Annotated in this window: 21 protein-coding genes, 2 tRNA genes and 1 pseudogene; 11 read left to right on the top strand and 13 right to left on the bottom strand. The window is 70.8% G+C overall.

Translation table 11 applies throughout. From position 1 onward, the window contains the following. Window positions 1–1,524 (bottom strand): acyl-CoA carboxylase subunit beta, encoded by a 1,524-nt coding sequence (locus K3N28_RS16015; RefSeq protein ID WP_228093552.1) that lies wholly within the window; start codon window positions 1,522–1,524, stop codon window positions 1–3. 552 nt (window positions 1,525–2,076) lie between these two features. Here K3N28_RS16015 and K3N28_RS16010 point away from each other — a divergent pair. Beyond that, entirely contained in the window at window positions 2,077–4,194 is a 2,118-nt protein-coding gene (locus K3N28_RS16010; protein WP_228093551.1) for an acyltransferase family protein, read from the top strand. A gap of 48 nt (window positions 4,195–4,242) precedes the next feature. Here the strand turns inward: K3N28_RS16010 and deoD are convergent, their stop codons facing one another. Beyond that, window positions 4,243–4,953, bottom strand: coding sequence for a purine-nucleoside phosphorylase (gene deoD / locus K3N28_RS16005; protein WP_228093550.1), 711 nt, complete (start codon window positions 4,951–4,953; stop codon window positions 4,243–4,245). A gap of 107 nt (window positions 4,954–5,060) precedes the next feature. Here deoD and K3N28_RS16000 point away from each other — a divergent pair. The 3 genes from K3N28_RS16000 to K3N28_RS15990 all read left to right on the top strand — a co-directional run bounded on the left by K3N28_RS16000 (window position 5,061) and on the right by K3N28_RS15990 (window position 7,154). Then, a tRNA-Ser gene (locus K3N28_RS16000) sits at window positions 5,061–5,151 on the top strand. Window positions 5,152–5,275: 124 nt separating this feature from the next. Continuing rightward, window positions 5,276–6,211, top strand: coding sequence for an endonuclease/exonuclease/phosphatase family protein (locus tag K3N28_RS15995; protein WP_228093549.1), 936 nt, complete (start codon window positions 5,276–5,278; stop codon window positions 6,209–6,211). A gap of 217 nt (window positions 6,212–6,428) precedes the next feature. Continuing rightward, window positions 6,429–7,154 (top strand): ABC transporter ATP-binding protein, encoded by a 726-nt coding sequence (locus tag K3N28_RS15990; protein WP_374209807.1) that lies wholly within the window; start codon window positions 6,429–6,431, stop codon window positions 7,152–7,154. A 270-nt stretch (window positions 7,155–7,424) separates the two neighbouring features. On the opposite strand, the gene K3N28_RS15985 is transcribed toward K3N28_RS15990, so the two are convergent. Further along, entirely contained in the window at window positions 7,425–9,848 is a 2,424-nt protein-coding gene (locus K3N28_RS15985) for a penicillin-binding protein (protein WP_228093547.1), read from the bottom strand. 410 nt (window positions 9,849–10,258) lie between these two features. Here K3N28_RS15985 and K3N28_RS23585 point away from each other — a divergent pair. Beyond that, a pseudogene (locus K3N28_RS23585) lies at window positions 10,259–10,522 on the top strand (WhiB family transcriptional regulator); the annotation flags it as partial. Window positions 10,523–10,959: 437 nt separating this feature from the next. Here K3N28_RS23585 and K3N28_RS15975 read toward each other — a convergent pair. From K3N28_RS15975 to K3N28_RS15965, 3 genes are read right to left on the bottom strand one after another with little or no spacing between them, the layout of a single operon-like run. After that, complete coding sequence (locus K3N28_RS15975; protein ID WP_228093546.1) at window positions 10,960–12,132, bottom strand: ArsA-related P-loop ATPase; 1,173 nt, start codon at window positions 12,130–12,132, stop codon at window positions 10,960–10,962. Further along, window positions 12,122–13,111: an ArsA-related P-loop ATPase gene (locus K3N28_RS15970; protein ID WP_228093545.1), complete on the bottom strand. Its 990-nt coding sequence runs from the start codon at window positions 13,109–13,111 to the stop codon at window positions 12,122–12,124. The genes K3N28_RS15975 and K3N28_RS15970 overlap by 11 nt, the downstream gene beginning before the upstream one ends. 14 nt (window positions 13,112–13,125) lie before the next feature. Further along, window positions 13,126–13,698, bottom strand: a complete 573-nt coding sequence (locus K3N28_RS15965; protein WP_228093544.1) for a hypothetical protein — start codon at window positions 13,696–13,698, stop codon at window positions 13,126–13,128. A gap of 112 nt (window positions 13,699–13,810) precedes the next feature. Here K3N28_RS15965 and K3N28_RS15960 point away from each other — a divergent pair, with 112 nt between their 5' ends. Next, on the top strand, window positions 13,811–13,969 hold the full coding sequence (locus K3N28_RS15960) for a hypothetical protein (RefSeq protein WP_205325936.1): 159 nt from the start codon (window positions 13,811–13,813) through the stop codon (window positions 13,967–13,969). A 2-nt stretch (window positions 13,970–13,971) separates the two neighbouring features. Next, a complete protein-coding gene (locus tag K3N28_RS15955; RefSeq protein WP_228093543.1) occupies window positions 13,972–14,454 on the top strand; it encodes a RidA family protein in 483 nt (160 codons plus the stop codon). Between the two features lie 61 nt (window positions 14,455–14,515). Here the strand turns inward: K3N28_RS15955 and K3N28_RS15950 are convergent, their stop codons facing one another. The 4 genes from K3N28_RS15950 to K3N28_RS15935 all read right to left on the bottom strand — a co-directional run bounded on the left by K3N28_RS15950 (window position 14,516) and on the right by K3N28_RS15935 (window position 17,619). Further along, window positions 14,516–15,610, bottom strand: coding sequence for a fumarylacetoacetate hydrolase family protein (locus tag K3N28_RS15950; protein ID WP_228093542.1), 1,095 nt, complete (start codon window positions 15,608–15,610; stop codon window positions 14,516–14,518). 55 nt (window positions 15,611–15,665) lie between these two features. Continuing rightward, the gene (locus tag K3N28_RS15945; protein WP_228093541.1) at window positions 15,666–16,517 is read right to left on the bottom strand and encodes a tetratricopeptide repeat protein; all 852 of its coding nucleotides are present in this window, start codon (window positions 16,515–16,517) and stop codon (window positions 15,666–15,668) included. Window positions 16,518–16,538: 21 nt separating this feature from the next. After that, entirely contained in the window at window positions 16,539–17,057 is a 519-nt protein-coding gene (ispF, locus tag K3N28_RS15940) for a 2-C-methyl-D-erythritol 2,4-cyclodiphosphate synthase (protein WP_228093944.1), read from the bottom strand. Window positions 17,058–17,121: 64 nt separating this feature from the next. Beyond that, window positions 17,122–17,619, bottom strand: coding sequence for a CarD family transcriptional regulator (locus K3N28_RS15935; RefSeq protein ID WP_228093540.1), 498 nt, complete (start codon window positions 17,617–17,619; stop codon window positions 17,122–17,124). Between the two features lie 417 nt (window positions 17,620–18,036). On the opposite strand from K3N28_RS15935, the gene K3N28_RS15930 reads away from it, so the two are divergent. Beyond that, window positions 18,037–18,804 (top strand): hypothetical protein, encoded by a 768-nt coding sequence (locus K3N28_RS15930; protein WP_228093539.1) that lies wholly within the window; start codon window positions 18,037–18,039, stop codon window positions 18,802–18,804. A 57-nt stretch (window positions 18,805–18,861) separates the two neighbouring features. Here K3N28_RS15930 and K3N28_RS15925 read toward each other — a convergent pair whose 3' ends face one another. After that, window positions 18,862–19,566: an exonuclease domain-containing protein gene (locus tag K3N28_RS15925; RefSeq protein WP_228093538.1), complete on the bottom strand. Its 705-nt coding sequence runs from the start codon at window positions 19,564–19,566 to the stop codon at window positions 18,862–18,864. 108 nt (window positions 19,567–19,674) lie between these two features. Between K3N28_RS15925 and K3N28_RS15920 the strand changes: the two genes are divergently transcribed. Both K3N28_RS15920 and K3N28_RS15915 read left to right on the top strand, forming a co-directional pair. Next, complete coding sequence (locus K3N28_RS15920) at window positions 19,675–21,231, top strand: sodium:alanine symporter family protein (RefSeq protein WP_228093537.1); 1,557 nt, start codon at window positions 19,675–19,677, stop codon at window positions 21,229–21,231. Between the two features lie 25 nt (window positions 21,232–21,256). Next, window positions 21,257–23,464, top strand: coding sequence for an ATP-dependent RecD-like DNA helicase (locus K3N28_RS15915; RefSeq protein ID WP_228093536.1), 2,208 nt, complete (start codon window positions 21,257–21,259; stop codon window positions 23,462–23,464). A 1-nt stretch (window position 23,465) separates the two neighbouring features. Here K3N28_RS15915 and K3N28_RS15910 read toward each other — a convergent pair whose 3' ends face one another. Both K3N28_RS15910 and K3N28_RS15905 read right to left on the bottom strand, forming a co-directional pair. Beyond that, window positions 23,466–23,837, bottom strand: a complete 372-nt coding sequence (locus K3N28_RS15910) for a ribosomal protein L7/L12 (protein ID WP_228093535.1) — start codon at window positions 23,835–23,837, stop codon at window positions 23,466–23,468. Beyond that, window positions 23,837–24,328: a YajQ family cyclic di-GMP-binding protein gene (locus K3N28_RS15905; protein WP_228093534.1), complete on the bottom strand. Its 492-nt coding sequence runs from the start codon at window positions 24,326–24,328 to the stop codon at window positions 23,837–23,839. Before K3N28_RS15905 ends, K3N28_RS15910 begins: the two co-directional genes overlap by 1 nt. A 200-nt stretch (window positions 24,329–24,528) precedes the next feature. Here K3N28_RS15905 and K3N28_RS15900 point away from each other — a divergent pair. After that, window positions 24,529–24,613, top strand: a tRNA-Tyr gene (locus K3N28_RS15900). Window positions 24,614–24,783: the final 170 nt, after the last annotated feature.

The following is a 24,783-nucleotide window of genomic DNA, read 5'->3' as shown; positions in this document are numbered from 1 at the left end:
CTACACCGGTGTGATCGGGTGTCTGCGGTCGGAAAACCGGCGGTCCTTGTGGGTCAGCCGGCGGTATCGGGCGATGAGGTCATCGCGGAGCGCGTCGGGTTCGACGATGTCGTCGACGACCAGTTCGCCGGCGAGGCGGCGCAGGTCGACGTCGGCCTCGTACTCGGCGCGCTTGTCGGCGACGAAGCGCTCCCGCATCGCGGGGTCCTCGATCGCGGCGATCTTGTTGGCGTACACGGCGTTCACGGCCGCTTCGGCGCCCATGACGGCGATGCGGGCGCTCGGCAGGGCGAGCACGGCGTCGGACCCGAAGGCGGGCCCGGCCATGGCGTAGAGGCCCGCGCCGTAGGCCTTGCGGACGACGACGCAGACCTTGGGGACGGTGGCCTCGGCGACGGCGGCGATCATCTTGGCGCCGTGGCGGATGATGCCGCCGTGCTCGACGGCGGCGCCGACCATGAAGCCGGGGACGTCGGCGAGGAACAGCAGGGGCACGTTGAACGCGTCGCAGGTGTTCACGAAGCGGGCGGCCTTGTCGGCCGAGTCGGAGAACAGGACGCCGCCGCGCACCGCCGAGTTGTTGGCGACGATGCCCACGGGCCGCCCGTCGAGCCGGGCGAACGCGGTGATGAGCTCCCCGGCCCAGCGGGCCTGGACTTCGAGGAGCGAATCGCGGTCGACCAGGCCGTCGATGACGTCGTGCATGTCGAACTGGGCCGATTCGCTCGGCGGGATGACCGAGGCGAGGTCGACGGGCAGCGGCGGACGGGCCGCCCGCACCGGCGCGGGCTGCGTCCAGTTCGAGGGCAGGTAGGAGAGCCAGCGGCGGACCGCGGCGATGGCCTCGTCCTCGTTGCGGCACAGGAAGTGCCCGACGCCGGACTGCTCGCAGTGGACCCGCGCGCCGCCCATGTCCTCCAGGGTGGTCTTCTCGCCGGTGACCATCTCGACCATGCGGGGGCTGCCGAGGTACATGGAGGCGTTGCCGTCGACCATGGTGACGATGTCGCAGAACGCCGGGATGTAGGCCCCGCCCGCGGCGGAGGGCCCGAAGAGGGCGCAGGCCTGCGGGATGCGGCCGGAGGCGCGGACCTGTTCGTGGAAGATCCGGCCCGCGCCGCGGCGGCCGGGGAACAGCTGCACCTGGTCGGTGATGCGGGCCCCGGCGGAGTCGACGAGGTAGACGATCGGGTGCTGCTCCAGCTGGGCGGCCTCGACGGTGCGGATGATCTTCTCCACGGTGCGGGCGCCCCAGGACCCGGCCTTGACGGTGGAGTCGTTGGCGACGAGCCGGATCGGGCGGCCCTGGACGGTGGCGGTGCCGACGACGACGCCGTCGGCGGGCAGGCTCGGGTCCGGGTTGGCCCAGAGCGCGTCCTCGCGGAACGAGTCCGGGTCGCACAGGCGGCGGATGCGCTCGCGGGCGTGGTACTTGCCCGCGGCGGCCGCCGCCTGGTGGTACTTCTCGGCGCCGCCGCGCTCGATCCGGGTGCGTTCGGCCGGGTAGTCCCCGCTGAAGTCCACCGCACCGCCCTCCTTGCCGGTCGTCGTCCCTTAACGATCGTTAAGGTACTGCAATTGTGGCGGGTGAACGCTCCCGTGTCAACGGATCTGCCCCATGCGTCATTCAGTTGTCGGACCCGCGGGGCGCGATCGAGCCGGGGGCGCGCGAGAACGCCCGGTGCACCCGCATGCACGTGGCACCGGTCAAGGCCGTGCCGGATCCGGATCTTCGCTCTAGGCCGTGTCGTACCCGGAGCGCATCATCGAATCGGGGGCGACCGCCGATGCCCGATTTGTACGCATCCGCCGCGAACCGCCGCACCCGCGCCTCCGTCAACCCCGAACCGCCGCACGCGCCCGTCGCACCGACCGGGCACGTTCCCCCGGCCGCGCCGACGTTCCCGCCGATCCGCGCGCCCGCTGCCGCCTCCTCCCGCACGCGACTCGCTCCCCGCTCCAGGCCCGCCCGCCCGCCGACTCGCGCCGGGGTCCGCTACCCGGCTCTCATGTTCTCGTAACCCATCGGCGCTACGCTCGTGAGAACGCCGCACCCCGCCGCCACCCCGGAGCCCCATGAGCGCCACCGCCACCACGGCCGACTCCGGCCGCGCCGAATCCGTCGCCGCCCCACGGCCGCCGCGCCTCCGCGAGATCGACGGGCTCCGCGGCCTCGCCATCGTCGTCATCGCCGTCTACCACATCTGGTTCAACCGCGTCTCCGGCGGCGTCGACGTGTTCCTCCTGCTCTCCGGCTTCTTCATCACCGCGAGCCTCCTGCGCTCGGTCGAACGCACCGGCTCGGTCGCGCCCCTCGCCTTCGCCGCGCGCATCGTCCGCCGGATCTTCCCGCCCGCCCTCGTCGTCGCCGCCGCGACCGTGCTCATGACCGCCCTCTGGCTCCCCCGCGCCACCTGGAACCAGCAGCTCGGCGACATCCTCGCCTCGGCCCTCTACTACGGCAACTGGCACCTCGCGGGCAACTCCGTCGACTACCTCTCCTCCAACAACGGCGCCAGCATCGTCCAGCACTACTGGTCCATGGGCGTCCAAGCCCAGTTCTACGCGCTGTGGCCGATCCTCATCGGCGCCTGCGTCTGGACCGCCCGCCGCGCCGGATGGCGCCGCCGCCGCACCCTCGCCGCCGCGCTGGCCGCCGTCTTCGCCGCCTCGTTCGCCTTCGCGCTCTGGGAGACCGCGGCGAACCAGGCCTACGCCTACTTCGACCTCCGCGCCCGCCTCTGGCAGTTCGCCGCGGGCGGCCTCCTCGCCCTGGCCCTCCCGCGCCTGCGCACCGCCGTCGCCGCCGCCGACACCCGGCAGCGGTTCCTCGCCGCCGCGCTCGGCTGGGCGGGCGTCGCCGTCCTCCTCGGCGGCGGCTTCTTCCTCGAGAGCACCCAGTTCCCCGGCCTCGCCGCGCTCTGGCCCGTCGGCGCCGGCTGCGCCGTCATCGCCGCCGCCTCCCTGAGCCCCGGCGCCGGCGCCGGCCGCCTGCTCGACACGCGTCCGGCCCAATGGCTCGGCGACCACTCCTACACCCTCTACCTGTGGCACTGGCCGATCCTCATCTGCTACCTCACCGCCACCGGCCGCGAGACCGCCACGCTCCTCGGCGGCCTCGGCGTCCTCGTCGGCGCGACCGCGCTCGCCGCCGCCACACGCTGGTCCCTCGAGCAGCGCCTCCCCGCCACGGGGCTGGGCCAGCGGACCGCCCGCGGCGGCTTCGCGCTCGGCGCGGCCTGCCTGGCGCTCGTCCTCGCCTCGTACACGGCCTTGAGCGGATACGTCGCCTACGAACGCGACCGCCTCGCCGAGGCGGCCCACGACCCCGGCCGCTACCCGGGCGCGGCCGCCCTCGCGGAAGGCCTCGACGTGCCCGAAACCGACTTCACGCCCTCCACGCTGGACGCCGCCGAGGACTTCGACCCGGCCCTCTCGCACGACTGCAACCAGACGATGAACGGCTTCGAGCCGATCCGCTGCGACTTCAGCGCCGGCGAGGACGAAGGCGAAGCAGCGGACGGCGACGAGGAGGAGGACGACGGGTCCGCCGACGCCACCGTCGTCATGTACGGCGGCTCGAAGATCTGGCAGTGGCTCCCCGCCGTGCTCTACGCCGCCGAGTCCCGGAACTGGCACGTCATCGCGTTCACCAAGAACGCCTGCATCATCGAGACCGGCCAGGCGGCCCTCGACGAGGAGCGCTTCCGCTCCTGCGCCGCCTGGAACGACGCGGTCGTGGACGAGATCGCCGAGATCGGCCCCGACCTGGTGTTCACCTACGGCTCCCGGGTCGGCTACGAGGCCCGCGAGACCTTCCCCGACTACACCGACCGCTACGAGCAGCTCCTGGCGACCGGAGCCGAGGTCGTCGCCGTCCGCGACACCCCGAGCCCGCGCTTCGACATCCCCCTGTGCGTCGACCTGCACGGCCCCGACTCCGAGGAGTGCAGCGTGGACCGCGACGCCTACTACGAGGCGAGCGCGTTCGAGGACCTGGAGGTCCCCGAGGGCGTGCACAAGGCCGACTTCACCGACTACATCTGCGAGGCCGAGACCTGCCCGCCGGTGGTCGGCAACGTCCTCGTCTACCGCGACGACGCGCACCTGACGAACACCTACGCCGCGACCCTCGGCCCCTACCTGGAGGCCGAGCTCGCCGCCGCCCTCGCCACGCCCGCCGCCGCCGGGTAGCGCGAAGGCCCGGCTCGCACACGAGCCGGGCCCCGCGTCGTCCCGGGACTACTCGGCGGTGACCGCGTCCAGCGCGATCTCCACCATCTCGGAGAACGACTCCTGGCGGTCGGCAGCGGGCAGCTCGGTGCCCTTGAGGATGTGGTCGGAGATCGTGCACAGCGCCAGCGCGCGCGCCTTGAACTTCGCGGCGAGGGTGTAGATCGCCGCGGCCTCCATCTCGATGGCGAGGATGCCGTAGTCGGCGAGCTTGGACTCGACGTCGGGCGCGTCGGTGTAGAACGTGTCCGAGGAGTACAGCTGGCCCACGTGCAGGTTGACGCCGCGGGCGGCCGCGGCGTCCACCGAGGCGCGCAGCAGGCCGAAGTCGGCCACGGGCGCGTAGTCGACGACCCCGTTGAAGCGGATGCGGTTCATCGAGGAGTTCGTGGAGGCGCCGATCCCGGCCACCACGTCCCGCAGCTCGATGTCATCGTGGATCGCGCCCGCCGAACCCACGCGGACCACGGTCCTCACGCCGTACACGTCCAGCAGCTCGTGGGTGTAGATCGAGGCCGACGGCTGGCCCATCCCGGTGCCCTGGACCGACACGCGGCGGCCCTTGTAGGTGCCGGTGAAGCCGAACATGTTCCGGACCTCGGTGTAGCACGAGGCGTCGTCGAGGAAGGTCTCGGCGATCCACTTCGCCCGCAGGGGGTCCCCGGGAAGGAGGACGCTCTCGGCGATGTCGCCCGGCTCGGCGGAGATGTGTGCAGTCATGGACTCAGCTTCTCATAAACATCCCATGTATCCGCGGCGACCGGCTGTGAGCCGGATCGCCGGTCCCCACCGCGCCGGCGTCGCGGCGGTCCTGTAACCTTTTCGGCGGTGGCGTGTCCGAGCGGCCGAAGGAGCTCGCCTCGAAAGCGAGTGTTGGGTAACCCTCAACCGTGGGTTCAAATCCCACCGCCACCGCCAGCGAGAACGAACGCCGGGTCTGACACAGACCCGGCGTTCGGCGTTCCTGGCACCCTGCGACTAGTCTGTCGAAACCCCGGCAACGGACGACAGCGCAACTCGGACAACGAAGGGCGGGCAGCGGGTGAGCCGATCCTCGACGGGCGGGAAGATCTTCAGCGGGGCCGTGATCGCGGCGTCGCTCCTCTTGGCCGCGATCCTGCTCCTGCACCGCTTCATCCCCAACGCCTGGTTCAACCTCGGCAGCCTCATCGAGACGTTCCTGCCGTGGTTCGGCCTGGCCGTCCCGCCCCTGGTCCTCCTCGCCGCCATCCGGCGCCGGCCCCTCGCGATCGCCTGCTCGCTGCTGCCGGCCCTGGTGTGGTTCCAGATGTACGGCGGGCTCCTGCCCGACAAGCACGTCGGCGAGGGCGACTTCCGCGTCGTCGCCCACAACGTCAACGCTGAGAACGCCGACACCGAGGGCACCGCGGCCTCGCTCCTCGCCGCCGGCCCCGACGTGATCGTCCTGGTCGAGCTCACCGACGAGCAGCGCCTCGACTGGGGCGAGAGGCTGGCCGACCGGTACGAGTACTCGGTCTCCTACGGCACGGTGGCGCTCTGGTCGACCTACCCGGTCCTCGACTCCGCCGAAGTGGACCTCAACCTCGGCTGGCCCCGCGCCTTCCGCGCCGCGGTCGACATCGAGGGCGAGTCCGTGGCGTTCTACGTCGCGCACCTCCTCTCGGTGCGGGTGAACGCCGAGGGCTTCACCTCCGAGCAGCGCAACGAGACCGCCTCGCTCCTCGGCGAGGCCATCGCCGACGAGCCGCTCGAGAACGTGATCCTGGCCGGCGACCTCAACGGGACCGTGCAGGACCGCTCCCTCGCACCGATCACCTACCAGCTCGCCTCCGCGCACGCCGAGGCCGGCAGCGGCTTCGGCTTCACCTGGCCCGCAGACGCGCCCATGGCGCGAATCGACCAGGTCCTGTACCGCGGAGTGCAGGCCACAGGCTCAGACGTGCTCGACGCGACCGCTTCCGACCATCGCCCGGTCCAGGCGGACTTCGCGTTCTGAGCCCCGATGCGCCTCCGCGTGCAACCCCCGGCGCCGCTTCCGGCGTCTTGGTGACGTGACCGAAGACGACGCCACCATGATCCTGCCGACCGTGAACGCGGCCGACGCGGGCGGCCGCCCAGCGGACGGCGACGACACCGCGGTGTTCGCGCGCGTGGCCGACGCTCCGCCGGCGGCCGAGGGGCCGCATGCGCTGATCGAGCTGGACGGGGTCGGGATGACCTATCCGGGGCCGCCGCCGGTGGAGGCCCTCAAACCCGTCCAGCTGCGCATCGACGACGGCGAGTACGTGGCGATCGTGGGCCCCTCGGGGTCGGGGAAGTCGACCCTGCTGAACCTCCTGGGGCTGCTGGACACCCCGACGGCGGGCACGTACTGGCTCGACGGGCACGACACCTCGAAGATGAAGGAGTCCCACCGGACCCAGCTGCGGGCGGACAAGATCGGGTTCATCTTCCAGGCGTTCCACTTGATGGCGCACCGGACGGCGACGGAGAACGTCGCGATGTCGCTGGTGTACCAAGGGGTGCCGCGCCGCAAGCGGCGGCAGATCGCGCGGGAGAAACTCGAACTGGTCGGGCTCTCGCACCGGTTGGACGCGCTGCCGACCACGCTCTCGGGCGGTGAGCGCCAGCGCGTGGCGATCGCGCGGGCCCTCGCCGCCGAACCGAGTCTGCTGCTGTGCGACGAGCCGACGGGCAACCTGGACTCGAAGACCGCCGACGCGATCATGGCCACATTGGACGAACTGCACGACGAGGGGTTGACGATCCTGATCATCACCCACGACCACGAGGTGGCCGACCGCGCCCAGCGGGCGGTGACCATCCGCGACGGCCGGCTCCGCGAAGGCAACCACCTCTACGAGGACCGCGAGCACGAGGACCGCACCCCGACCGACCGCGTCGAACCCGGGACGCTCGTCATGCCGAAGGCCGACTGACCGACTTCCTTCCTCCCAAAGGAAACCGCGGGCCCGCGCCGATCGGCGCGGGCCCGCAACCCGTTCCGAGCACGGCCGCGGCACGCCGAGGAGGACCCGGACGGGCCGGGAATCCTTGCGCCCCAAGCGGACCGATGCGGCCGTTCGAGGCGCGGCCGCAGGTCCGCCTGCCGCGCGGCTGCGGCCCGTCCTGCGACCGCCCGTCCGCGGAACGGCCGCGGCCCGCTCCCTCCGAAGGGGAGCGGGCCGCGGCCGCCGCGCGTACTGCGGTCAGTCCCGGTCGGGCGGCGTCGTGCCGCCGGGCTCCTCCTCGTCCTCTTCCTCCTCCTGGTGATCGGAGCCGTTCGAGATGAGGATGTAGACGGGGCTGCCCTTGGGGGCCGAACCGGTGATCGACGTCGAGAACGCTTGGCCCTCTTTGCAGTCGGAGTTGAAGCGACCGGACGCGATCGACGCTTCGAAGCCGGCGTTCGCGACCCGCGAGCGCGCGTCGTCCGGGTCCATGCAGCCGATCGAGGGGATCGACACCAGGTCGTCGCCGTTGACCATCTTGTCCGAAGGCGCGGGCCAGGACTGCTCTTCGAGGTCCTTGTACGCGGCCTTCAGCGTCTTGACGCCGGCGGAGCGGACCTCGTCGTGGAAGTTCGACGCGATGCCGTCGTTGGACGAGTTGTCGGGGTCGCCGACGAAGGTCGCCGTGGTGGCGTTGGGCGTCGAGCCGATGAACCAGTAGGAGCGGTCGTTGTTGGCCGTACCGGTCTTGCCGATGACGGGCCGGTCGATGCTCTCGGCCTCGCGGGCCGTGCCGCCGGAGCAGCGGGTCTTGTCGGCGTTGTCGTAGACCGGGCAGTGGGCGGCGCTCACCGCGGCCAGGGCCACCGATTCGGAGAAGGCCTGGTCGCACTTCGGCGCGACCGCTTCAGTCCACTCCGCGCCGTCGGCCTTGATGATCTGCGTGACCGGCAGCGGCTCGCAGTGCAGGCCCTTGGCCGCCACGGTGGCGTAGGCCTCGGCCATCTCCAGCGGAGTGGTGGGGTCGAACCCGAGCGTGAACACGCCGTAGCCGTCGACGTTGTCGTGCGCGAGGGCGTCGTTGACGCCGCCTTCGGAGTAGAAGTCGATCCCGGCTCGCTTGGCGGCGTCGAAGGCGGCGCTGGTGCCCACGAGCTCCTGCAACTGCACGAACGCGGTGTTGGAGGAGCGGCCGAACATGCCCCACATGTTCAGCGGGGACGAGGACCAGTTGCCGTCGTTCGACGGGCACCAGGGCCACTTGCCGTCCACCTGGTAGTTGCAGGACGCCGGCTGCTTGGTCTCGTCGAAGTAGAGGCGGGAGGCGTACTGGCTGGGGGAGGGGATGGCCGTCTTGAGCGGCCAGCCCTGCTCCAGCGCCGCCAGCATGACGAACATCTTGAACGTCGAGCCCGCCGGGTAACCGGAGACCTGCTCATTGCCGCTGAGCAGCGGGATGGTCGTGTTCGGGTAGTTCGACGGCTTGGAGTCGTCCCCGTCGGAGCGTTCGCCGTTCTCGGTCTGGTCGAGGCTGTAGACGCGGTTGACCGCCATGGAGCGGACGTGCCCGGTGCCCGGCGTGATCGTCACGGAGCCGAGGGCGCGCGGGTCGTCGTCGTCGATCTCGTCGTGGATGGCGTCCATCGCCGCCTCTTGGAGGGCGGGGTCGAGGCTGGTGACGATCCTGAAGCCGCCGCGTTTGAGCAGGCTGAGGCGGTCGCGCTCGGTCTCGCCGAAGACCTCCTGGTTCGCCCACCAGTCCTTGAAGTAGTCGCAGAAGAAGCCCCAGTTCGGGGTGGCGACGTCGACGCATTCGCTGCGGACCGGGCGGGGGTTCAGGCCCAGCGGCTGCTCCTGCGCCTCGTCGGCCTCGGCCTGGGTGATCATGTCGAGACCGACCATGCGGTCGAGGATCCAATTGCGGCGGTCGATGATGTCGCTGTCGTCACCCTCGCCGTCGAGCAGGCCGTCGGCGAAGGAGGGGAATTTCGGCAGCGAGGCGAGCGTCGCGGCCTCGGCGGTGGTGAGCTCGCTCGGCGGCTTGTTGAAGTAGGTGTAGGAGCCGGCGTGGACCCCGTACGCCTGGTTGCCGAGGTAGATCACGTTGAGATAGCCCTGCAGGATCTCCTCTTTGGACATCGTCTCCTCGATGCCCATGGCGTACCGAGCTTCTCGGAGCTTGCGCTCGTACGTGTCCTCCGACGCGGCGATCACTTCGTCGATGGTTGAAGCGGAGTAGATCAGGGTATTGCGTACGAACTGCATGGTGAGGGTCGACGCCCCCTGGGAGTCGCCGCCCTGGTTCGCCACGGCGGCCCGGATGATCCCGGCCCAGTCGACCCCGTTGTGTTCGTAGAACTTCGAGTCCTCGGCCGCTAGGAGCGCGTCGATCATGACTGGGGAGACCTCCTCGAGGGTGACCTCGCGGCGGTTCTCCTCGTAGAAAGAGGTGATGAGTGTCTCTCCGTCAGAAGCGTACACGTAAGACGTCTGCGGGAGTGTGGGTTTGGTGAGCTCCGTCGGCAGCGATTCGAACGAGGCGACGCTGTCCTCGGTCACGAGGCCGGCGAGCCCGACGAGCGGGAAGGCGGCCGCGGCCGCGAGTACTCCGGCGAGGATGCCGCAGACGAGCAGAGCTATGGCATCCCCAAGGGGACTCCGGTCGCGTTTCAAGGTCTCCACCGCCTCAGATTAGAACGAACTTCGGAAACTGCGGGAGCGGCTGTGTGCAAATGCCGAATCAGCGACTCGCCGACAGTGTCGGCCGGTCGGACCGACGGGGCGCGGGCCCAGCTGAGAGCGCTTGCGATCAGCGCGTCGGCCACGTCGATTCAGGTTCCCTGCATGCATACGCCGCAATCCGGAAGACGAGATGCTCTCGTATCGGAATCGTTATTATCGCGAGTCGCCATCGCGTAGTGAGCCGTAGGGGTGAAGCCGTCCCGCAAAGTCCGATTTTCGTCTCGGAGAGTAGTCAAACACTTACAAGAGGTGTAGGGTCCGTTCTGACGGCGACGTTGCGTGATCGAAGGATCACTCGAATGTAGTCGTCGGGGGGTATGAAGGGTAGATCTCACGGGGAGGTCATGCAGATGGGACTGCTGATCGACTGGACGACCAAGGCGCTGTGTCAGGAGGGTGATCCTGACGCCTTGTTCGTCCAAGGGGCGGAGCAGAACAATGCGAAGAAGGTGTGCCGAGGCTGTCCGGTCCGGCTGGAATGCCTCGCGGACGCGCTCGACAACCGTATCGAGTTCGGCGTCTGGGGTGGCATGACCGAGAGGGAACGAAGGGCGCTGCTGCGCAAGCACGCCGACGTCCGCTCATGGAGGGCGGTGTTCGAAGTGGCCTTGGAGGATGAGCAGCGGAGCGCTCGCAAGAGCAGGCGCCGGATACCGGTGAACGTGAACGTCTTACCGGCGACCAGCACGAGCACAGGAAGACCACCGCGCCCGGACGGCGAAGCCGTCTCGGGCGCGTTTTCATGCCCTGTGGAAAACCCTTCCCCATGCCACCAGGCAACATAAGCGACATTCGCAAAGTTATCCACAGGTCGAAAAACAGTCCTTGGCGGCACATCGCGGACATGTGATGGTTGATTGAAAAAACGGCTGCTCCGCCGGTGGAGGTGGAAGCGCGGAGCGGCGGACCGGTGCCTGTAGGACCGGCGGCGAAGTGGGCATCCCGGGAGCCGCCCCCGAAGACCGCGCGCGGGTGCACCCGCGCGCGGCTCCTACAGGCACACCTCGCGAGGAGATCGCGGGCGGACCGCAACCAGCGGTCCGCCCGCACCTCACTCAGACGGCAACGCGCCGGCGGCCGCCGCGCCGAAGGCGCGGAGATCGTCCAAGTCGACGACTTCGACCCCGAGCGCCGGGACCCACCGTTGCGGCACGTCGGGGCACGCCGCGGCGTACCGGGCCGCGACCCGCTCCTCGGCCGCTCGGCGCCGGGCCAGGTCGGCGTGGGTGCGCAGCACCGCGGCCACAGGGTCGTCGGCGTCGGCCTCTTCCAGCGCGGCCGCCGCGCCGAGGGCCCGTTCCGCCGACAGGCTCGCAGCCACCGGGGTCAGGCGGTTGAGGATCATGCCGTCCAGCGGCATCCGCTCCTCGGTGAGCCGCCGGGTGAAGTACACCGCCTCGCCCACCGCTGCCGGTTCCGGGGCCGCGATGACCAGGAATGACGTCTGGTCGTCCTGCAGGGCCCGGAAGGTCGCCTCGGCGCGTTTGCGGAAGCCGCCGAAGGTGTCCTCCAGGCTGGCCGTGAATTCCGCTACATCGGTGAGCAGGTGCCCGCCGAGGACCTTGTTGAACACGCGAGTGAACACCGCGGCGCTCGCGCCCATGAGGGACAGCATCGACCGCCGGGCCCCCGGCGTCGAGGCCGAGAGGAGGCGGATGATGCGGCCGTCGAGGAAGCGGGCCAGGCGGGCGGGGGCGTCGAGGAAGTCGAGGGCCGAGCGGGAGGGCGGGGTGTCGAGCACGATGAGGTCCCACTTGCCCGTGGCGCGCAGCTGGCCGAGCTTCTCCATCGCCATGTACTCCTGCGTGCCGGAGAACGTCGAGGACACCGCCTGGTAGAACGGGTTCGCGAAGATCTCGGCCGCGCGCTCGGCGCTCGTGTGGGAGGCCACGACCTCGTCGAACGTCCGCTTCATGTCGAGCATCATCGCGTCCAGCGAACCGCCCTGCACCGCTGCGACCGACTTCGGGGTGTTGTCGAGCGCCTCCATGCCCAGCGACTGCGCGAGCCGCCGGGCCGGGTCGATCGTGAGCACCACGGTGCGCCGTCCGTGCACCTCGGCCGCGCGCAGCGCCAGCGCCGCCGCGGTCGTGGTCTTGCCGACGCCGCCCGAGCCGCAGCAGGCGATCACGTGTTTTTCCTTGTCGCCCAAGAGGGCGTCCACATCGAGTTCAGGGACGCCGCCGGGGGTGGCGGCAGTGGGGCGCATGGTGTCAGGCCGCATCGGTGCCTCCGCTCAGCGGCCGCCGCGCGCCGGCGAAGCTCGGCCGCAGTTCCCGCGCCAACTGGTACAGGCCCGACAGGTCGACCCCCTCGGGCAGCAGCGGCAGCTCGTCGACCGGGCGGCCGAGGCGCTCCAGCCGGTCCCGGTAGGCGTCCACCGCCTCGATCTCGTGGCGCGCCGCCGCGTACTCCTCCATGAGGCCCGCGACCAGGGTCTCGTCCGCGGCCAGTCCGGCCCGGGTCAGGCCCGCGGCGATCTCAGCGTGGTCGACTTCGACGGCTTTCGCGGCGGCCACCCGGTTGAGCACCAGGTGCCCTACGGGGAGGTCGGCGGCGAGCAGTTCCCTGTGCGCGTCCACGGTCTCCTGCACCGGCATCGCCGCCGGAGTCGTCACCAGGTGCACGGCGGTGAGCGAGGAGTGCAGGAGCCGCGCCACCGAGCGCGAGTGCTTCCCGATGGGGCCGGTCTTCGCCAGCCGTCCGCTCTCGACCGTGACGTTCAGGAACCGCACGATCCGGCCGGTCGGCGGCGCGTCGAGCACCACCGAGTCGTACGCCATCCGGCCCGACTCGGCGCGCGAGACCGCCTCCTTGAGCTTCCCGGTCAGCAGGATGTCCCGCAGGCCGGGCGCGATCGTCGTCGCGAAGTCGATCGCCCCGAACTTCTGGAGGACCTTCCCGGCCGATCCGAGCCGGTAGAACAGCGTGAGGTAGTCCAGGAGCGCCTCGTCGGCGTCCACGGACTGCCCGAAGACCTCCCCGCCGTCGAGTCCGGCGGCCAGGTGCCGCTCCTGGTAACCCAGCGAGGGGGCGTCGAACAGCGGCGCGATGCCTTGGCGTCCTTCGACCTCCACCAGCAGGACCCGCCTGCCCGGGCCGGCCAGCGCCAGTGCCAGCGCGGCGGCGACCGAGGTCTTCCCGGTGCCGCCCTTCCCGGTGACGATGTGCAGGCGCGGCACCGGGGGCGCAGAGGCAGTCATTCATCGGAGTCTAGTCATTCCGCGGTGATGCTGCAGATGAGCCATTGCGGCTCGCCTTGCTCGGCCACGAGCGAGAACTCCCATGTCGTGGGGGACGAGAAGGTGTCGTCGCCGCTGCCGACGCGGATGTCGGCGGTGACGGTGGCCGCGCCGACGGAGCGGCCGGTCTCGGCGACGTCGCCCCAGCGGAACTCGCCCGCGTCGTCGATGTAGGACAGGGCGGCGACGGCCTCGCTCAGGTCCCGGTCGGATTTGTCCTCGCACAGCCAGGCGGCCGCGGCGTCGGCGTCGCGCTGGTCGAGCAGCGCTTCGAGGAACGCGTCGACGGTGCGTTCGGGGGAGTCGGCGACCTCGCCGACGTCCACGTAGAGGCGCATCGCGCCGAAGGCGAGGGCCGCGCAGAACGCGATGGCCGCGCCGGCGGTCGCCCAGGCCCACACGCGGCTGGAGCGGTCCGGGGGGCCGGGGTGTTCGGGGGGCCGTGCGTCCGTTCGCTTCGGGTCGTCGGCCGGCGCGTGTCCCTCGGTGGGCCGCGGGGACTGGCGGGATGCGGTCTGTGGCGGCTGAGCCGCAGTGTCTGACGACACGGGAACTCCCTGTTTCGAGTGGTGCAGCCTGCGGCTGCGGCATTCGGGGAGGCGACGCACTCTGAGCGTAGCGGTGCGTCGCGGGGGAATCAAGACGCCGTACTGTGGGCGCATGGAGAAATGGGAGTACCTCACCGCGCCGCTGCTGATCCACAACACGAAGATGATCCTCGACAATTTCGGGGACGAAGGCTGGGAGCTGGTCACCGTCCTGCCCGGCCAGAACTCGGAGCAGCTCGTGGCGTACTTCAAGCGCAAGAAGGAGCAGTAGCGGTGGCGGATGTGGACGGGGCGTTGGAGCGCCTCGGGCTCGCGCTGCCGACGGTCGTCCCGCCGTTGGCCGCCTACCAGCCGGCCGTCCGCTCCGGGGACTACGTGTACACCTCGGGCCAGCTGCCGATGGTCGACGGCGAACTCGCCGCGGTCGGCAGGGTCGGCGCCGAGGTCGATCCGGAGCAGGGCTACGACCTGGCCCGGATCTGCGGTCTGAACTGCCTCGCGGCGGTGGCCTCGATCGTCCCGCTCGACCAGGTCGAGCGGATCGTGAAGGTCGTCGGCTTCGTGGCCTCGGCGCCCGGGTTCACCGGCCAGCCGAAGGTCCTCAACGGCGCTTCAGAGCTGTTCGGTGACGTCTTCGGCGACGCGGGGAAGCACGCCCGCAGCGCCGTCGGCGTCGCGGAGCTGCCCTTGGGCGCCCCCGTCGAGGTCGAGCTGATCGCGCAGCTCGTCCCGAGCGCGAAGACCGTCCTCGTCTAGCACCCGTCTTCGACGTCCCGTTCCCGGCCGGAGCCACCTCGGTGGCTCCGGCCGGTCCGGTTCACGTGATCGACGGGAGGACCCGCGTCTCGACTTCGCCGAGGGCGATGGTGGTGCCGCGCGGGCCGGGGGCGGTCGCGGTGACTTTGACGATGTCGCCGTTCTCGAGCCGGAACTGGCCGGTCGCGGCCTCGCCCGAGCCGTACAGGAGGCCGGGGCGCAGGATCGCGCCGCTGGCGGTGAGCTGCGCGAGCTGCTGCGCGGGGGTCCAGTGGGACTCCGCGAAGTTGGCTCCGGCGACGGCGACGCCGTTCACTTCGATGTTCAGGCGCAGGTCGAAGCCGTACCGGTCCGATTCCTTCAGGTAGGAGGCCATGTCGGCGTTCGGTTCCGGCGCGGCGGTGCGGGAGGCGTTGAGGGCCTCGATCGGGGTGACCCAGGCGCTCATGGAGGTCGCGAAGGACTTCGAGGCGACGGGGCCGAGCCCGTCGGTCTCGAGTTCGGCGAAGTCGCGGGCGGTCCAGTCGTTGAGCAGGACCGCGCCGAAGACGTAGTCCTCGAACGCGTCGGGGGACACGGGCCGGCCGATCTCGGACTCGCCGCCGATGAGGAAGCCGACCTCGGCTTCGATGTCGAGGGCGCGGGTGGGCCCGAACACGGGCAGGCCGTCGTCGCCGCGGCGGTACCCGCTGGGGCGCACGAGCTCCATCCCGGAGGGCAGGAGCGTCGAGGCCCGGCCGTTGGAGGCGCGCGGGAAGTACCGGTCGGAGTGGGGGGCGCGCATGGTGAAGTCGACGTAGTCGGTCACCAGCAGCGGCGCGTGCATGATCGCCTCGCTGACGGGGGTGAGCCAGTTGGTGGCGACCTCTTGGATGCTCGACTCGGTGAGGGCCTCCTGCGCCTGGGCCCGGACCTGCCGCCACGCCTCCTTGCCGAGCGAGAGCAGCCGGTTGAGGGCGGGGTCGCGCAGGGCGGCGCAGGTCGCGCACGTCTGGCAGTCGCCCGAGAGGACCGCCTTGTACATGTCGAGGATCTGGTCGCCGATGCGCACGCCGATGCGCGGCAGCGTCTCGTCGGCGGTCGAGAAGACCCCGAAGGGGAGATTGTGGATGTTGTAGGGACTCTCGTCGGCCCCGGGAACCCAGCACGTCGTCACTTGCTCGTCCTCCAAAGATCGTGGTGAAGGACTAACGAGCGCCGCGCGCGAAAGGTCACTCGGGGTTGCGGTGGCGCCGCAGAACTGTGAACCATCCCACCCAGGCGCCGACGGCGATGACGGCGAAGAACAGCCGCGGGCCGGTGGCGATGTCGGTGCCGAGCAGGGCCGGGACGGCGAAGACGACGGCGAGGCCGAGCAGGATCGAGCGGCCGAGCGCGCCGCTGAAGAGCCCGGGACCGTAGATCTTCTGGCGCCAGTGCGGGTCGTCCCGGTCGGCGTCGACCCACCGGCGCGGGGCGCGGCGCGCCTCGGGCGGCAGCTGGGACGCGATGTCGAACGCGAGCTTGAACGCGGGCGAGCCGTCGGTGCCCTCGGGGTCGAGTTCCGCGGCGGCCTGCCGGGAGCGCTTGGCGAGGTCGTCCATGCCGAGGTTCTCGGCGATGGCGGCGAGGGCCATGTGGGTGCGCGGTTCTTCGGGGGCGAGGTTCACGGCGTTCCACGCGGCGTCCAGGGCGGGCTGTCCCGCGCCGGCGCGGCGGGTGATGAGCGCGTAGTGGATGTGGTGGCGCCAGGAGGTCCGGTTGAGGTCGAGCAGGCTCGCGGCGGCTTGCAGGGCCTCTTCGCGCCGTCCGGCGTCGGCGAGCGCGTAGCCGCGCGTGATCATCGCCCGCGAGTGGTCGGGCCGGTGGGCGAGGGCGGCCCCGGCGTAGACGAGGGCCTCGTCCGGGTCGTGCTCGGCCAGCGCGCAGGCGGCGGCCATGGCGTTGGCGTCGGGGTCGAGGGGGTCGACGCGCAGCGCGGCGTCGACTTCGGCTCGCGCGTCGGGCACTTGGCCGAGTTCGTACATCATCTCGGCGCGCTGGAGGTGCTCGGCGACGGAGCGGCGGTCGGGGTCTGAGTCCATGGGATTACTTCCGAACGGAGATCAGTGCTGGTACAGCAACGCTACCGCGGTCGCGGCCAGACCCTCGCCGCGTCCGGTGAAGCCCAGGCCGTCGGTGGTGGTGGCCGACAGCCGCACGGGTGCGCCGACGGCGTCCGCCATGGCGGCCTCCGCCTCGGCCCGGCGCGGGCCGATCTTGGGGCGGTTGCCGATGACCTGGACGGACACGTTGCCGACCGACCAGCCGGCGTCGCGGACGCGGCGGGCGGATTCGGCGAGGAGCGCGGCCCCGGAGGCGCCGGCCCATTCGGGGCGGGCGGTGCCGAAGTTGGATCCCAGGTCGCCGAGGCCGGCGGCGGCGAGCAGGGCGTCGCAGGCCGCGTGGGCGGCCACGTCGCCGTCGGAGTGCCCGGCCAAGCCCGCCTCGCCGGGCCAGGAGAGGCAGGCGAGGCGGCATGGCTGCTCGTCGTCGAATCGGTGCACGTCACTGCCGTGCCCGACGACGAAGGGCGTATGGGGACCGGCGCGTTCGCTGGAACGCGTGCCGTCCTGGGAACTCACGCTGTCGTGGGAGTCCACACTGTGATCGAAGCTCACGCTGGTGCGGTTCGCTGAGGAGGGCCGGCTACTTGACCGGGGCCTCCTGGAGCAGGACCTTGTCGAGGATGTTGTCCGCCTCGTCCTTCACGCAGTCCTCGGCGAGGGCGATCTCGCCGGTGAGGATTTCGCGGGCCTTGGAGAGCATGCGCTTCTCCCCGGCCGACAGACCCCGTTCGCGGTCACGCCGCCACAGGTCCCGGACGACCTCTGCTATTTTCAGCGGAGAGCCGGAGGCGAGCTTCTCGACATTGGCCTTGTAACGCCGCGACCAGTTGGTGGGTTCCTCCGTGTGGGGGGCGCGCAGCACCTCGAAGACCTCTTCGAGGCCTTCGGCGCCGACGACTTCCCGGACGCCGACGAGCTCGACGTTCTTGGCTGGAACCTTGACCGTGAGGTCACCCTGTTCGACGCGCAGCACGAGGTATTCCTGTTCGATACCACCGATGACGCGAGTCTCTACAGCTTCAACGAGTGCGGCCCCGTGGTGGGGGTAGACAACGGTCTCGCCGACACTAAAACCCATAGGATCGAAACCCCTTTCGCTGTGTCTAGCCTAACACGTCATCGGGGTTTTCCCCGACAGCGGATCGCCACGAATTCCCTGGTCAATTGGTATGTGACTGATTACTCTACGGCACCTTGGGCTTCCGGGCGGCGCGCGGAGGAGGCAAATGAGGCCTGGGTCGCTCCGGTGTGTCCGGCGCCTCGCGCCGCTCCGGCGCGGTACGGCACGGGGCGGGGCGCGGCCGGCGTCGGCGCGCCGACGACCTGCTCCGATGATTCGATCGTTCGGTAATATCGTTGGCGCGCAATTGATCCGAGCGGTAGCAGCGTCGGGATGAGACGCAGGGCTCGCCGCGCGCCCGGCCAAGAGCGACCAGCGGTGCTCGTCGTCTACGCTGTCGTCAGCATGCCTGTCGGAACTCAGGGAGGACCAGCAGTGGTCAGGGGAATCAGCACGGCGATCACGGTTCGTCGCGCGGCCGCCATCGCGATCGCGGGGGCCGCTGCGGCCGCTCTGTCGGCATGCGGCGCGGGTCTGGAGACCCAGACCGACCAGAAGCAGAGCGCCATCGCCGGGGTCAACGTCGACAAGGACGACCTGGCTCTGCGCGACCTCGCGGTCGAATTCGACGACGCCGGGGGCTACGACACGGGCGACGACGCGGCCCTGCGGGTCTGGATCGGCAACGAGGGCACCGAAGAGGTCAGCCTGGTCGGCGTCGAGACCGACGCGGGCACCGTCACCTACGTGAGCGCCGAGTCCGAGGCGACCCCCACGGCGGACGCGAACACGCCGACCGGGGAGCCGACCGCCCTCCCGGACGAGCCGACCACCGCCGCGGAGGAGACGAGCACCCCCACCGATGAGGAGACGAGCGCTCCCGACGGCGGGGAGACGAGCGCCCCCGCAGGGGACGCCACGTCCGAGGCCCCCACGAGCGGAGCCGACGCGCTCGACGGCGAGACCTCGTTCGAGATCCCGATCGCCGTCGGCGACTACGTGCGCCTCGACCAGAGCGCCCAGAGCAGCGGTCACCTGCTGATCGAGAACGTCGGTGAGGAGCTGCGCACCGGTGAGGCCGTCCGGGTCACCTTCCTCTTCTCCGACGGCACCGAGGTCGAGGTCGACCTGCCGATCGCCCCGCCGGTCGACGCCGCCGACCGCGAGTACTACGAGCCCGAAGCCGAGGCCGAGGGCCACTAGGCCGCCGAACGTTGCGAACGAGGCCCCGATCCGGAAGGATCGGGGCCTCGTTCCGTGTCAGCGGCACAGGGGCCAGCGCCGGTCCACCGCCTCCTCGCGGCCCTTGCGGCGGAAGTACGCCTCCAGGCTCGCCGCGTCCTCGGCGTGCCACCGCACCTGCGCCGCGTGCAGCTCCTGCGCGGTCACGTCGCCGACCTCCGGGTACATCGCGCCGATCGCCCGCGCCAGCGCCACGGTCGCGGCCGCGTCGCCCGCCGCCGAGTGCGCCTCGGCGTGCGGCACCCCGTAGTGCGCGGCCGTCACGCCGAGCGTCCGCTTGCCCTTGCGGTAGCGGTCGACGCGCTTGTCGAGCACCGACGGGTCCACGATCGCCATGCGCTGCCAGTCGGGCTGCGCGATCCCGTGCCGCTCCAGCTCGTACGAGAGCATCGTGCAGTCGAACCCGGCCCGGAACACCACCACCGGCACCCCGCCCTCCACGGCCCCGCGCAGCGCCGCCGCGATCTCCGCGAGCGCCTCGGCCGGGGCGCGGCCCTCGGCCTGGACCCGCTCGTCGGTGATGCCGTGGACCCGCGTGGCCCCCGGGGGGATGGGGACGCCGGGGTCGATCAGCCAGACGCTCGCGGTCTCGCCGCCGGGCACCCGGGCGCCGCCGGTCCCGGAGACCAGCGCCGCCTGGACGATCCGGTCGCGGTCGACGACCACGCCGGTCGTCTCGGTGTCGAAGCCGAGGAGGGGCCCTTCAAACCATCGTTCGCTCATCGCCACACCGTACCGGCCGGCCCCGACAATCCACCTATATGCTCTTCGGGCGCGGTAGCACACTGCCTTTCGCCGCGTATACCCCCTTGAAAGGAGCATGTGGACTTCATGGACTTCCTCGATCCCGTGACAGAGGCCATCCAGTCCTGGGCGGACGGACTGAACGAGCGGTACGGGTCCGCCGTGGGTTCCGTCGTCGACGTGGTGTGGGGCCCCATCCTCATCTTCACGTTGTTCGCCGTGGGCCTGATCTTCACCATCGTGCTGCGAGGCGTGCAGTTCCGCCGCCTCGGCTACGGACTGTGGCTCGCGCTGTTCAAGCGCAAGGAGAACTCGGAGTCCAAGGGGGACCTGAGCCACTACCAGGCGCTGTCGGTCGCGTTGGCGGCCACGGTGGGCGTGGGCAACATCGGCGGCGTCGGCGCGGCGATCGCGATCGGCGGCCCCGGGGCGCTGTTCTGGATGTGGGTGACCGGCTTCCTCGGCATGGCCACCAAGTACTCCGAGGCGCTCCTGGGCGTCAAGTTCCGCGTCACGAACGAGAAGGGCGAGCAGTCCGGCGGCCCGCAGCAGTACCTCTCGCAGGGCATCCGCGGCCCGCTCGGCAAGGTCCTGGCGATCATGTTCGCCGTGTTCGGCGTCGTCGCGAGCTTCGGCATCGGCAACGCGGTGCAGTCGGGGAACGTCACGAGCGCCCTCGACGCGCAGCTGCCCGCCGACTCCTGGTGGACCCCCGAGCTGACCGGCCTGGTGATCTTCGTGCTCGTGGGCGTCACGATCCTCGGCGGCATCAAGTGGATCGGCAACGTCGCGGCCGCGCTGGTGCCGCTCATGATCGTGTTCTACGTGCTCGGCGCGCTCGCGGTGCTCGCGTTCAACTGGGACGTGCTCGGCACGGCCCTCGTCATGGTCTTCGAGCAGGCGTTCACCGGCGGCGCGGCCGTCGGCGGCTTCACCGGCTCGACGATCATGCTGGCCATCCAGATGGGCTTCGCGCGCGGCATCTTCTCGAACGAGTCGGGCCTGGGCACGGGCGGCATCGCGGCCGCCGCGGCCAAGACCGACCAGCCGGTGCGCCAGGCGCTGGTGTCGATGACGCAGACGTTCATCGACACGATCATCGTCGTCTCGCTGACCGGCCTGGTCATCATCTCCACGGGCGTCCTCGGCGCGCAGGACGAGGAGGGCGAGCTCGTCACCTCGGCGGCGCTGACGCGGCTCGCGTTCGAGGAGGGCCTCGGCGGGTCCGGCACGACGGGCGGCGCGATCGGCGGCTTCATCGTCGCGGTCGGCCTGGCCACGTTCGCGTTCTCGACGATCATCGGCTGGTCCTACTACGGCGAGAAGTGCCTCGAGCGCTTCACGGGCCGGACGCTGATCCTCCCCTACCGGATCCTGTACGTCCTCGTGACCTACCTGGGCGCGGTGACCAGCCTCGACCTGCTGTGGGGCCTGTCGGACATCGCGAACGGCCTCATGGCGCTGCCGAACCTGATCGGCCTCTTGATCCTGACGCCGCTGGTGTACCGGGAGACGAAGGCGTTCTTCGCGCGGCCGGACTGGCGGCTGCTGCCGTCGAACGCCGTCGAGGGCACCGACGACCCGCCCACGGCCACGCACAAGCTCGTGCTGGCCGACGAGCCGGACCAGGACCGAAAGGACTGACGTACCCGCCGTCTAGCCTTGGGCCATGGCGGAACCCCGGACCGGTGGGACGGACCTCGAGGCGGTCCTCGAACGCGTCACGTACGCGAACGAGGACACGGGTTACACGATCGCCCGCGCCAGCCCGGCGCGCGGCGGCGGCGACCTGATCACGATCGTCGGTCCGCTCCTGGGCGCGCAGGTCGGCGAGTCGCTGTCGCTGACCGGCCGGTGGTCGAGCCACCCGAAGTACGGCCGCCAGTTCGAGGTCTGGTCGTATCGGACGGTCCTGCCCGCCACGGTCCAGGGCATCGAGCGGTATCTGGGGTCCGGCCTCATCAAAGGGGTCGGACCCAAGACCGCCGCGAAGATCGTGGCGCACTTCGGCGCCGAGACGCTCGAGGTGATCGACGCGGACGCCGGCCGGCTCGCCGAGGTGCCCGGGCTCGGTCCCAAGCGCACCGAGGCGATCGCGGCCGCCTGGGAGGAGCAGCGGGCGATCAAGGAGGTCATGGTCTTCCTCCAGTCCGTGGAGGTCTCCACCTCGCTCGCCGTGCGCGTGTACAAGCAGTACGGGGACGCCGCGATCGGCGTGGTCAAGAACGAGCCGTACCGCCTCGCGAACGAGGTGTGGGGCATCGGGTTCAAGACCGCGGACGCGATCGCCCGCGCGGTCGGCATCCCGCACGACTCGCCCGAGCGGATCAAGGCGGCGCTGCAGTACACGCTCTCGCAGGCGTCCGACGCCGGGCACTGCTTCCTGCCGGCCCCGAACCTCGTGGCCGACACCGTCGCGCTCCTGGGCCTCGAACCGGGGCCGGTCGCGAAGGCGCTGCAGGAGCTCGCGGACGCGGGCGAGCACGTCATCGCCGACGAGGTGCCCGCGAAGGACTCCCACGTCCCGGCCCGCTACCTCGCGCCGTTCTTCCACGCCGAACGCGGCCTCGCCGCCGGGCTGCTCGGGCTCCTGCGCGCCGGGGACGACCGGTTGGACGCGTTCGCGAACGTGGACTGGGACAAGGCGTTCGCGTGGCTGCGGCGGCGCACCGACGCCGAGCTCGCCCCCGAGCAGGCCGAGGCCGTGCGCCTGGCCCTGACCGAGAAGGTCGCGGTGCTCACCGGCGGGCCCGGCTGCGGCAAGAGCTTCACCGTCTCCTCGATCGTCGCCCTCGCGAGGGCCAAGGGCGCCAAGGTCATGCTGGCCGCGCCCACCGGCCGCGCCGCGAAGCGCCTGGCCGAGCTCACCGGTTTCGAGGCCCGCACCCTGCACCGGATGCTCGAGCTGCGGCCCGGCGGCGACGCCGCCTACGACCGCGACCGCCCCCTCGACGTGGACCTGCTCGTGGTCGACGAATCATCCATGTTGGACACGATTCTCGCGAACAAGCTCGTCAAGGCCGTCCCGCCCGGCGCGCACCTGCTGCTCGTCGGGGACGTGGACCAGCTCCCGAGCGTCGGCGCCGGGGAGGTCCTGCGGGACCTCCTCGCCGCCCCCGCGGTCCCGCGGGTGCGCTTGACGCGGATCTTCCGGCAGGCGGCCGAATCCGGTGTGGTCGCCAACGCCCACAAGGTCAACCAGGGGCAGTTCCCCGTCCTCGACGGCTACCCCGACTTCTTCTGGTTCGCGTGCGACGACAACGAGCTCGTCGCCGACCGGGTGGTGGAGATCGTGGCCCGCCGGATCCCCGCGAAGTTCGGGTTCCATCCGGTGCGGGACGTGCAGGTCCTCACCCCGATGCACCGCGGCGGGCCCGGCGCGGGGAACCTCAACGCCCGCCTCCAGGAGGCGCTCACGCCCGCGCAGGAGGGCCTGCCCGAACGCCGCCACGGCGGCCGCGTCTTCCGCCTCGGCGACAAGGTGATCCAGATCCGCAACAACTACGGCAAAGGCAAGGCGGGCGTCTTCAACGGCACGGTCGGGCTCGTCCAGGCCGTCGACGCGGTCGCCCAGCAGCTCACCGTCCGCACCGACGAGGACGAGGACGTCGACTACGAGTTCGCCGAACTCGACGAGCTCGTCCACGCCTACGCCGTCACGGTCCACCGCTCGCAGGGCTCGGAGTACCCGGCCGTCGTCGTCCCGGTGACCACGAGCGCGTGGACCATGCTGCAGCGCAACCTGATCTACACGGCGATCACGCGCGCGAAGCGGCTCGTGGTGCTCGTCGGCTCCAAGCAGGCGCTCGCGGCCGCGGTGCGCAACTCCGGCACCGGCAAACGCCACACCGGCCTCACCCACCGGCTCGCGCCGTGACTCAGCCCTGGGCGATCCGCACGGCCGCGCCCGCTGCGGCGAGCCGGTCGCGGGCGGCGGTCGCGGCGGCGTGGTCGACGCCGGCCAGCACGGTCGACGGGACGCGATCGGTCAAGCCCTTGGCTTCGGCGAGCCCCAGGCCCGTGATCGCTCTGAGTTCTCTGACGACCGGGATCAGCTTCGGCCCGACGCTCTCCAGTGTGAGCGTCCACGGGCCTTCGCGGACCGGCCCCGCCCCGACCGGAGGCGGTGACGTGGTCCCCGTCCCGGCGGCGCGGCGGTCGGCGCGGCGCGCGGCCACGGCCACCGCCACGGACCCGACCACGAGGATCAGGGTCAGTGCCGCGATCGTGACAACGGGGTCGCGGTCCATCAGCGGTAGTTGGTGAACTGGAGCGCCACGTCGAGGTCCTTGCCCTTGAGCAGGCTGATGACCTCCTGGAGGTCGTCGCGCTTCTTGCCGGTGACGCGCAGCTTGTCGCCCTGGATCTGCGGCTTGACGCCCTTGGGGCCCTCGTCGCGGATGATCTTGCCGATCTTCTTGGCGTCCTCGGTCGAGATGCCCTGCTTGAAGGTCACGTCGATCTTGGTCTCCTTGCCCGACTGGCGCGGTTCGCCCGCGTCGAGGGCCTTGAGGGAGATGCCGCGCTTGATCAGCTTCTCCTTGAGCACTTCGAGCGCGGCCTTGGCGCGGTCCTCGGTCTCGGCGGCGATCACGGCCGCCTCGTCGCCGCTGCGCTCCACGCTCGCGCCGGTACCGCGGAAGTCGAACCGGGTCCCCAGCTCCCGCTGGGCCTGGTTGATCGCGTTGTCGAGTTCGGCCAGGTCGATCTCGGAGACGATGTCGAACGAGGCGTCAGCCATGGCAGTCCGGTCCTTCCATTGTTCACGGGCGCAGTGTCAGAGGCACGGCCCCAGGGGCGCGATCGTCAAGCTTAGTCCGGCCCCGCCGACCGGGTCGCGCGACTGCGGAGCGGACGGCAGTGAACGCGGTCTCAACGGGGGAGAACCCGCTTGCGCGGCCCCGGAGGGGAGGGGCTATTCTTGCTCTCGCTACACGCCACGGCAGGTTACCCAAGTGGCCAAAGGGAGCTGACTGTAAATCAGCCGTCTTCGACTTCGCAGGTTCGAATCCTGCACCTGCCACCAGTAGCGGAAGGGCCCCCGACCGGGACACCGGTCGGGGGCCCTTCCGCTGTTCCGGAGACACGGGACGGCATCGCGGGTTCCGGCGTGCTGCGGCTGGATCGGCGACGCGGCAGGCGTCGCAGCGGCCGGTGCCGGCCCGCTCAAGCCGGCGGTCCACCGCTCTCCACCGG

This window comes from Glycomyces sp. TRM65418, assembly GCF_019710475.1.
GTDB lineage: Bacteria > Actinomycetota > Actinomycetes > Mycobacteriales > Micromonosporaceae > Glycomyces.
Note: the sequence above shows the minus strand (reverse complement) of the source record. Positions and strands in the feature narration are given on the sequence as shown.

Excerpts from the sequence above, each read along its gene's own strand:
- K3N28_RS16010 (WP_228093551.1), top strand. The coding sequence starts at position 2,077 with ATGAGCGCCACCGCCACCACGGCCGACTCCGGCCGCGCCGAATCCGTC.
- deoD (WP_228093550.1), bottom strand. The coding sequence starts at position 4,953 with ATGACTGCACACATCTCCGCCGAGCCGGGCGACATCGCCGAGAGCGTC.
- K3N28_RS15990 (WP_374209807.1), top strand. The coding sequence starts at position 6,429 with ATGACCTATCCGGGGCCGCCGCCGGTGGAGGCCCTCAAACCCGTCCAG.
- K3N28_RS15975 (WP_228093546.1), bottom strand. The coding sequence starts at position 12,132 with ATGCGGCCTGACACCATGCGCCCCACTGCCGCCACCCCCGGCGGCGTC.
- K3N28_RS15970 (WP_228093545.1), bottom strand. The coding sequence starts at position 13,111 with ATGACTGCCTCTGCGCCCCCGGTGCCGCGCCTGCACATCGTCACCGGG.
- K3N28_RS15960 (WP_205325936.1), top strand. The coding sequence starts at position 13,811 with ATGGAGAAATGGGAGTACCTCACCGCGCCGCTGCTGATCCACAACACG.
- K3N28_RS15945 (WP_228093541.1), bottom strand. The coding sequence starts at position 16,517 with ATGGACTCAGACCCCGACCGCCGCTCCGTCGCCGAGCACCTCCAGCGC.
- K3N28_RS15935 (WP_228093540.1), bottom strand. The coding sequence starts at position 17,619 with ATGGGTTTTAGTGTCGGCGAGACCGTTGTCTACCCCCACCACGGGGCC.
- K3N28_RS15925 (WP_228093538.1), bottom strand. The coding sequence starts at position 19,566 with ATGAGCGAACGATGGTTTGAAGGGCCCCTCCTCGGCTTCGACACCGAG.
- K3N28_RS15920 (WP_228093537.1), top strand. The coding sequence starts at position 19,675 with ATGGACTTCCTCGATCCCGTGACAGAGGCCATCCAGTCCTGGGCGGAC.
- K3N28_RS15915 (WP_228093536.1), top strand. The coding sequence starts at position 21,257 with ATGGCGGAACCCCGGACCGGTGGGACGGACCTCGAGGCGGTCCTCGAA.
- K3N28_RS15910 (WP_228093535.1), bottom strand. The coding sequence starts at position 23,837 with ATGGACCGCGACCCCGTTGTCACGATCGCGGCACTGACCCTGATCCTC.
- K3N28_RS15905 (WP_228093534.1), bottom strand. The coding sequence starts at position 24,328 with ATGGCTGACGCCTCGTTCGACATCGTCTCCGAGATCGACCTGGCCGAA.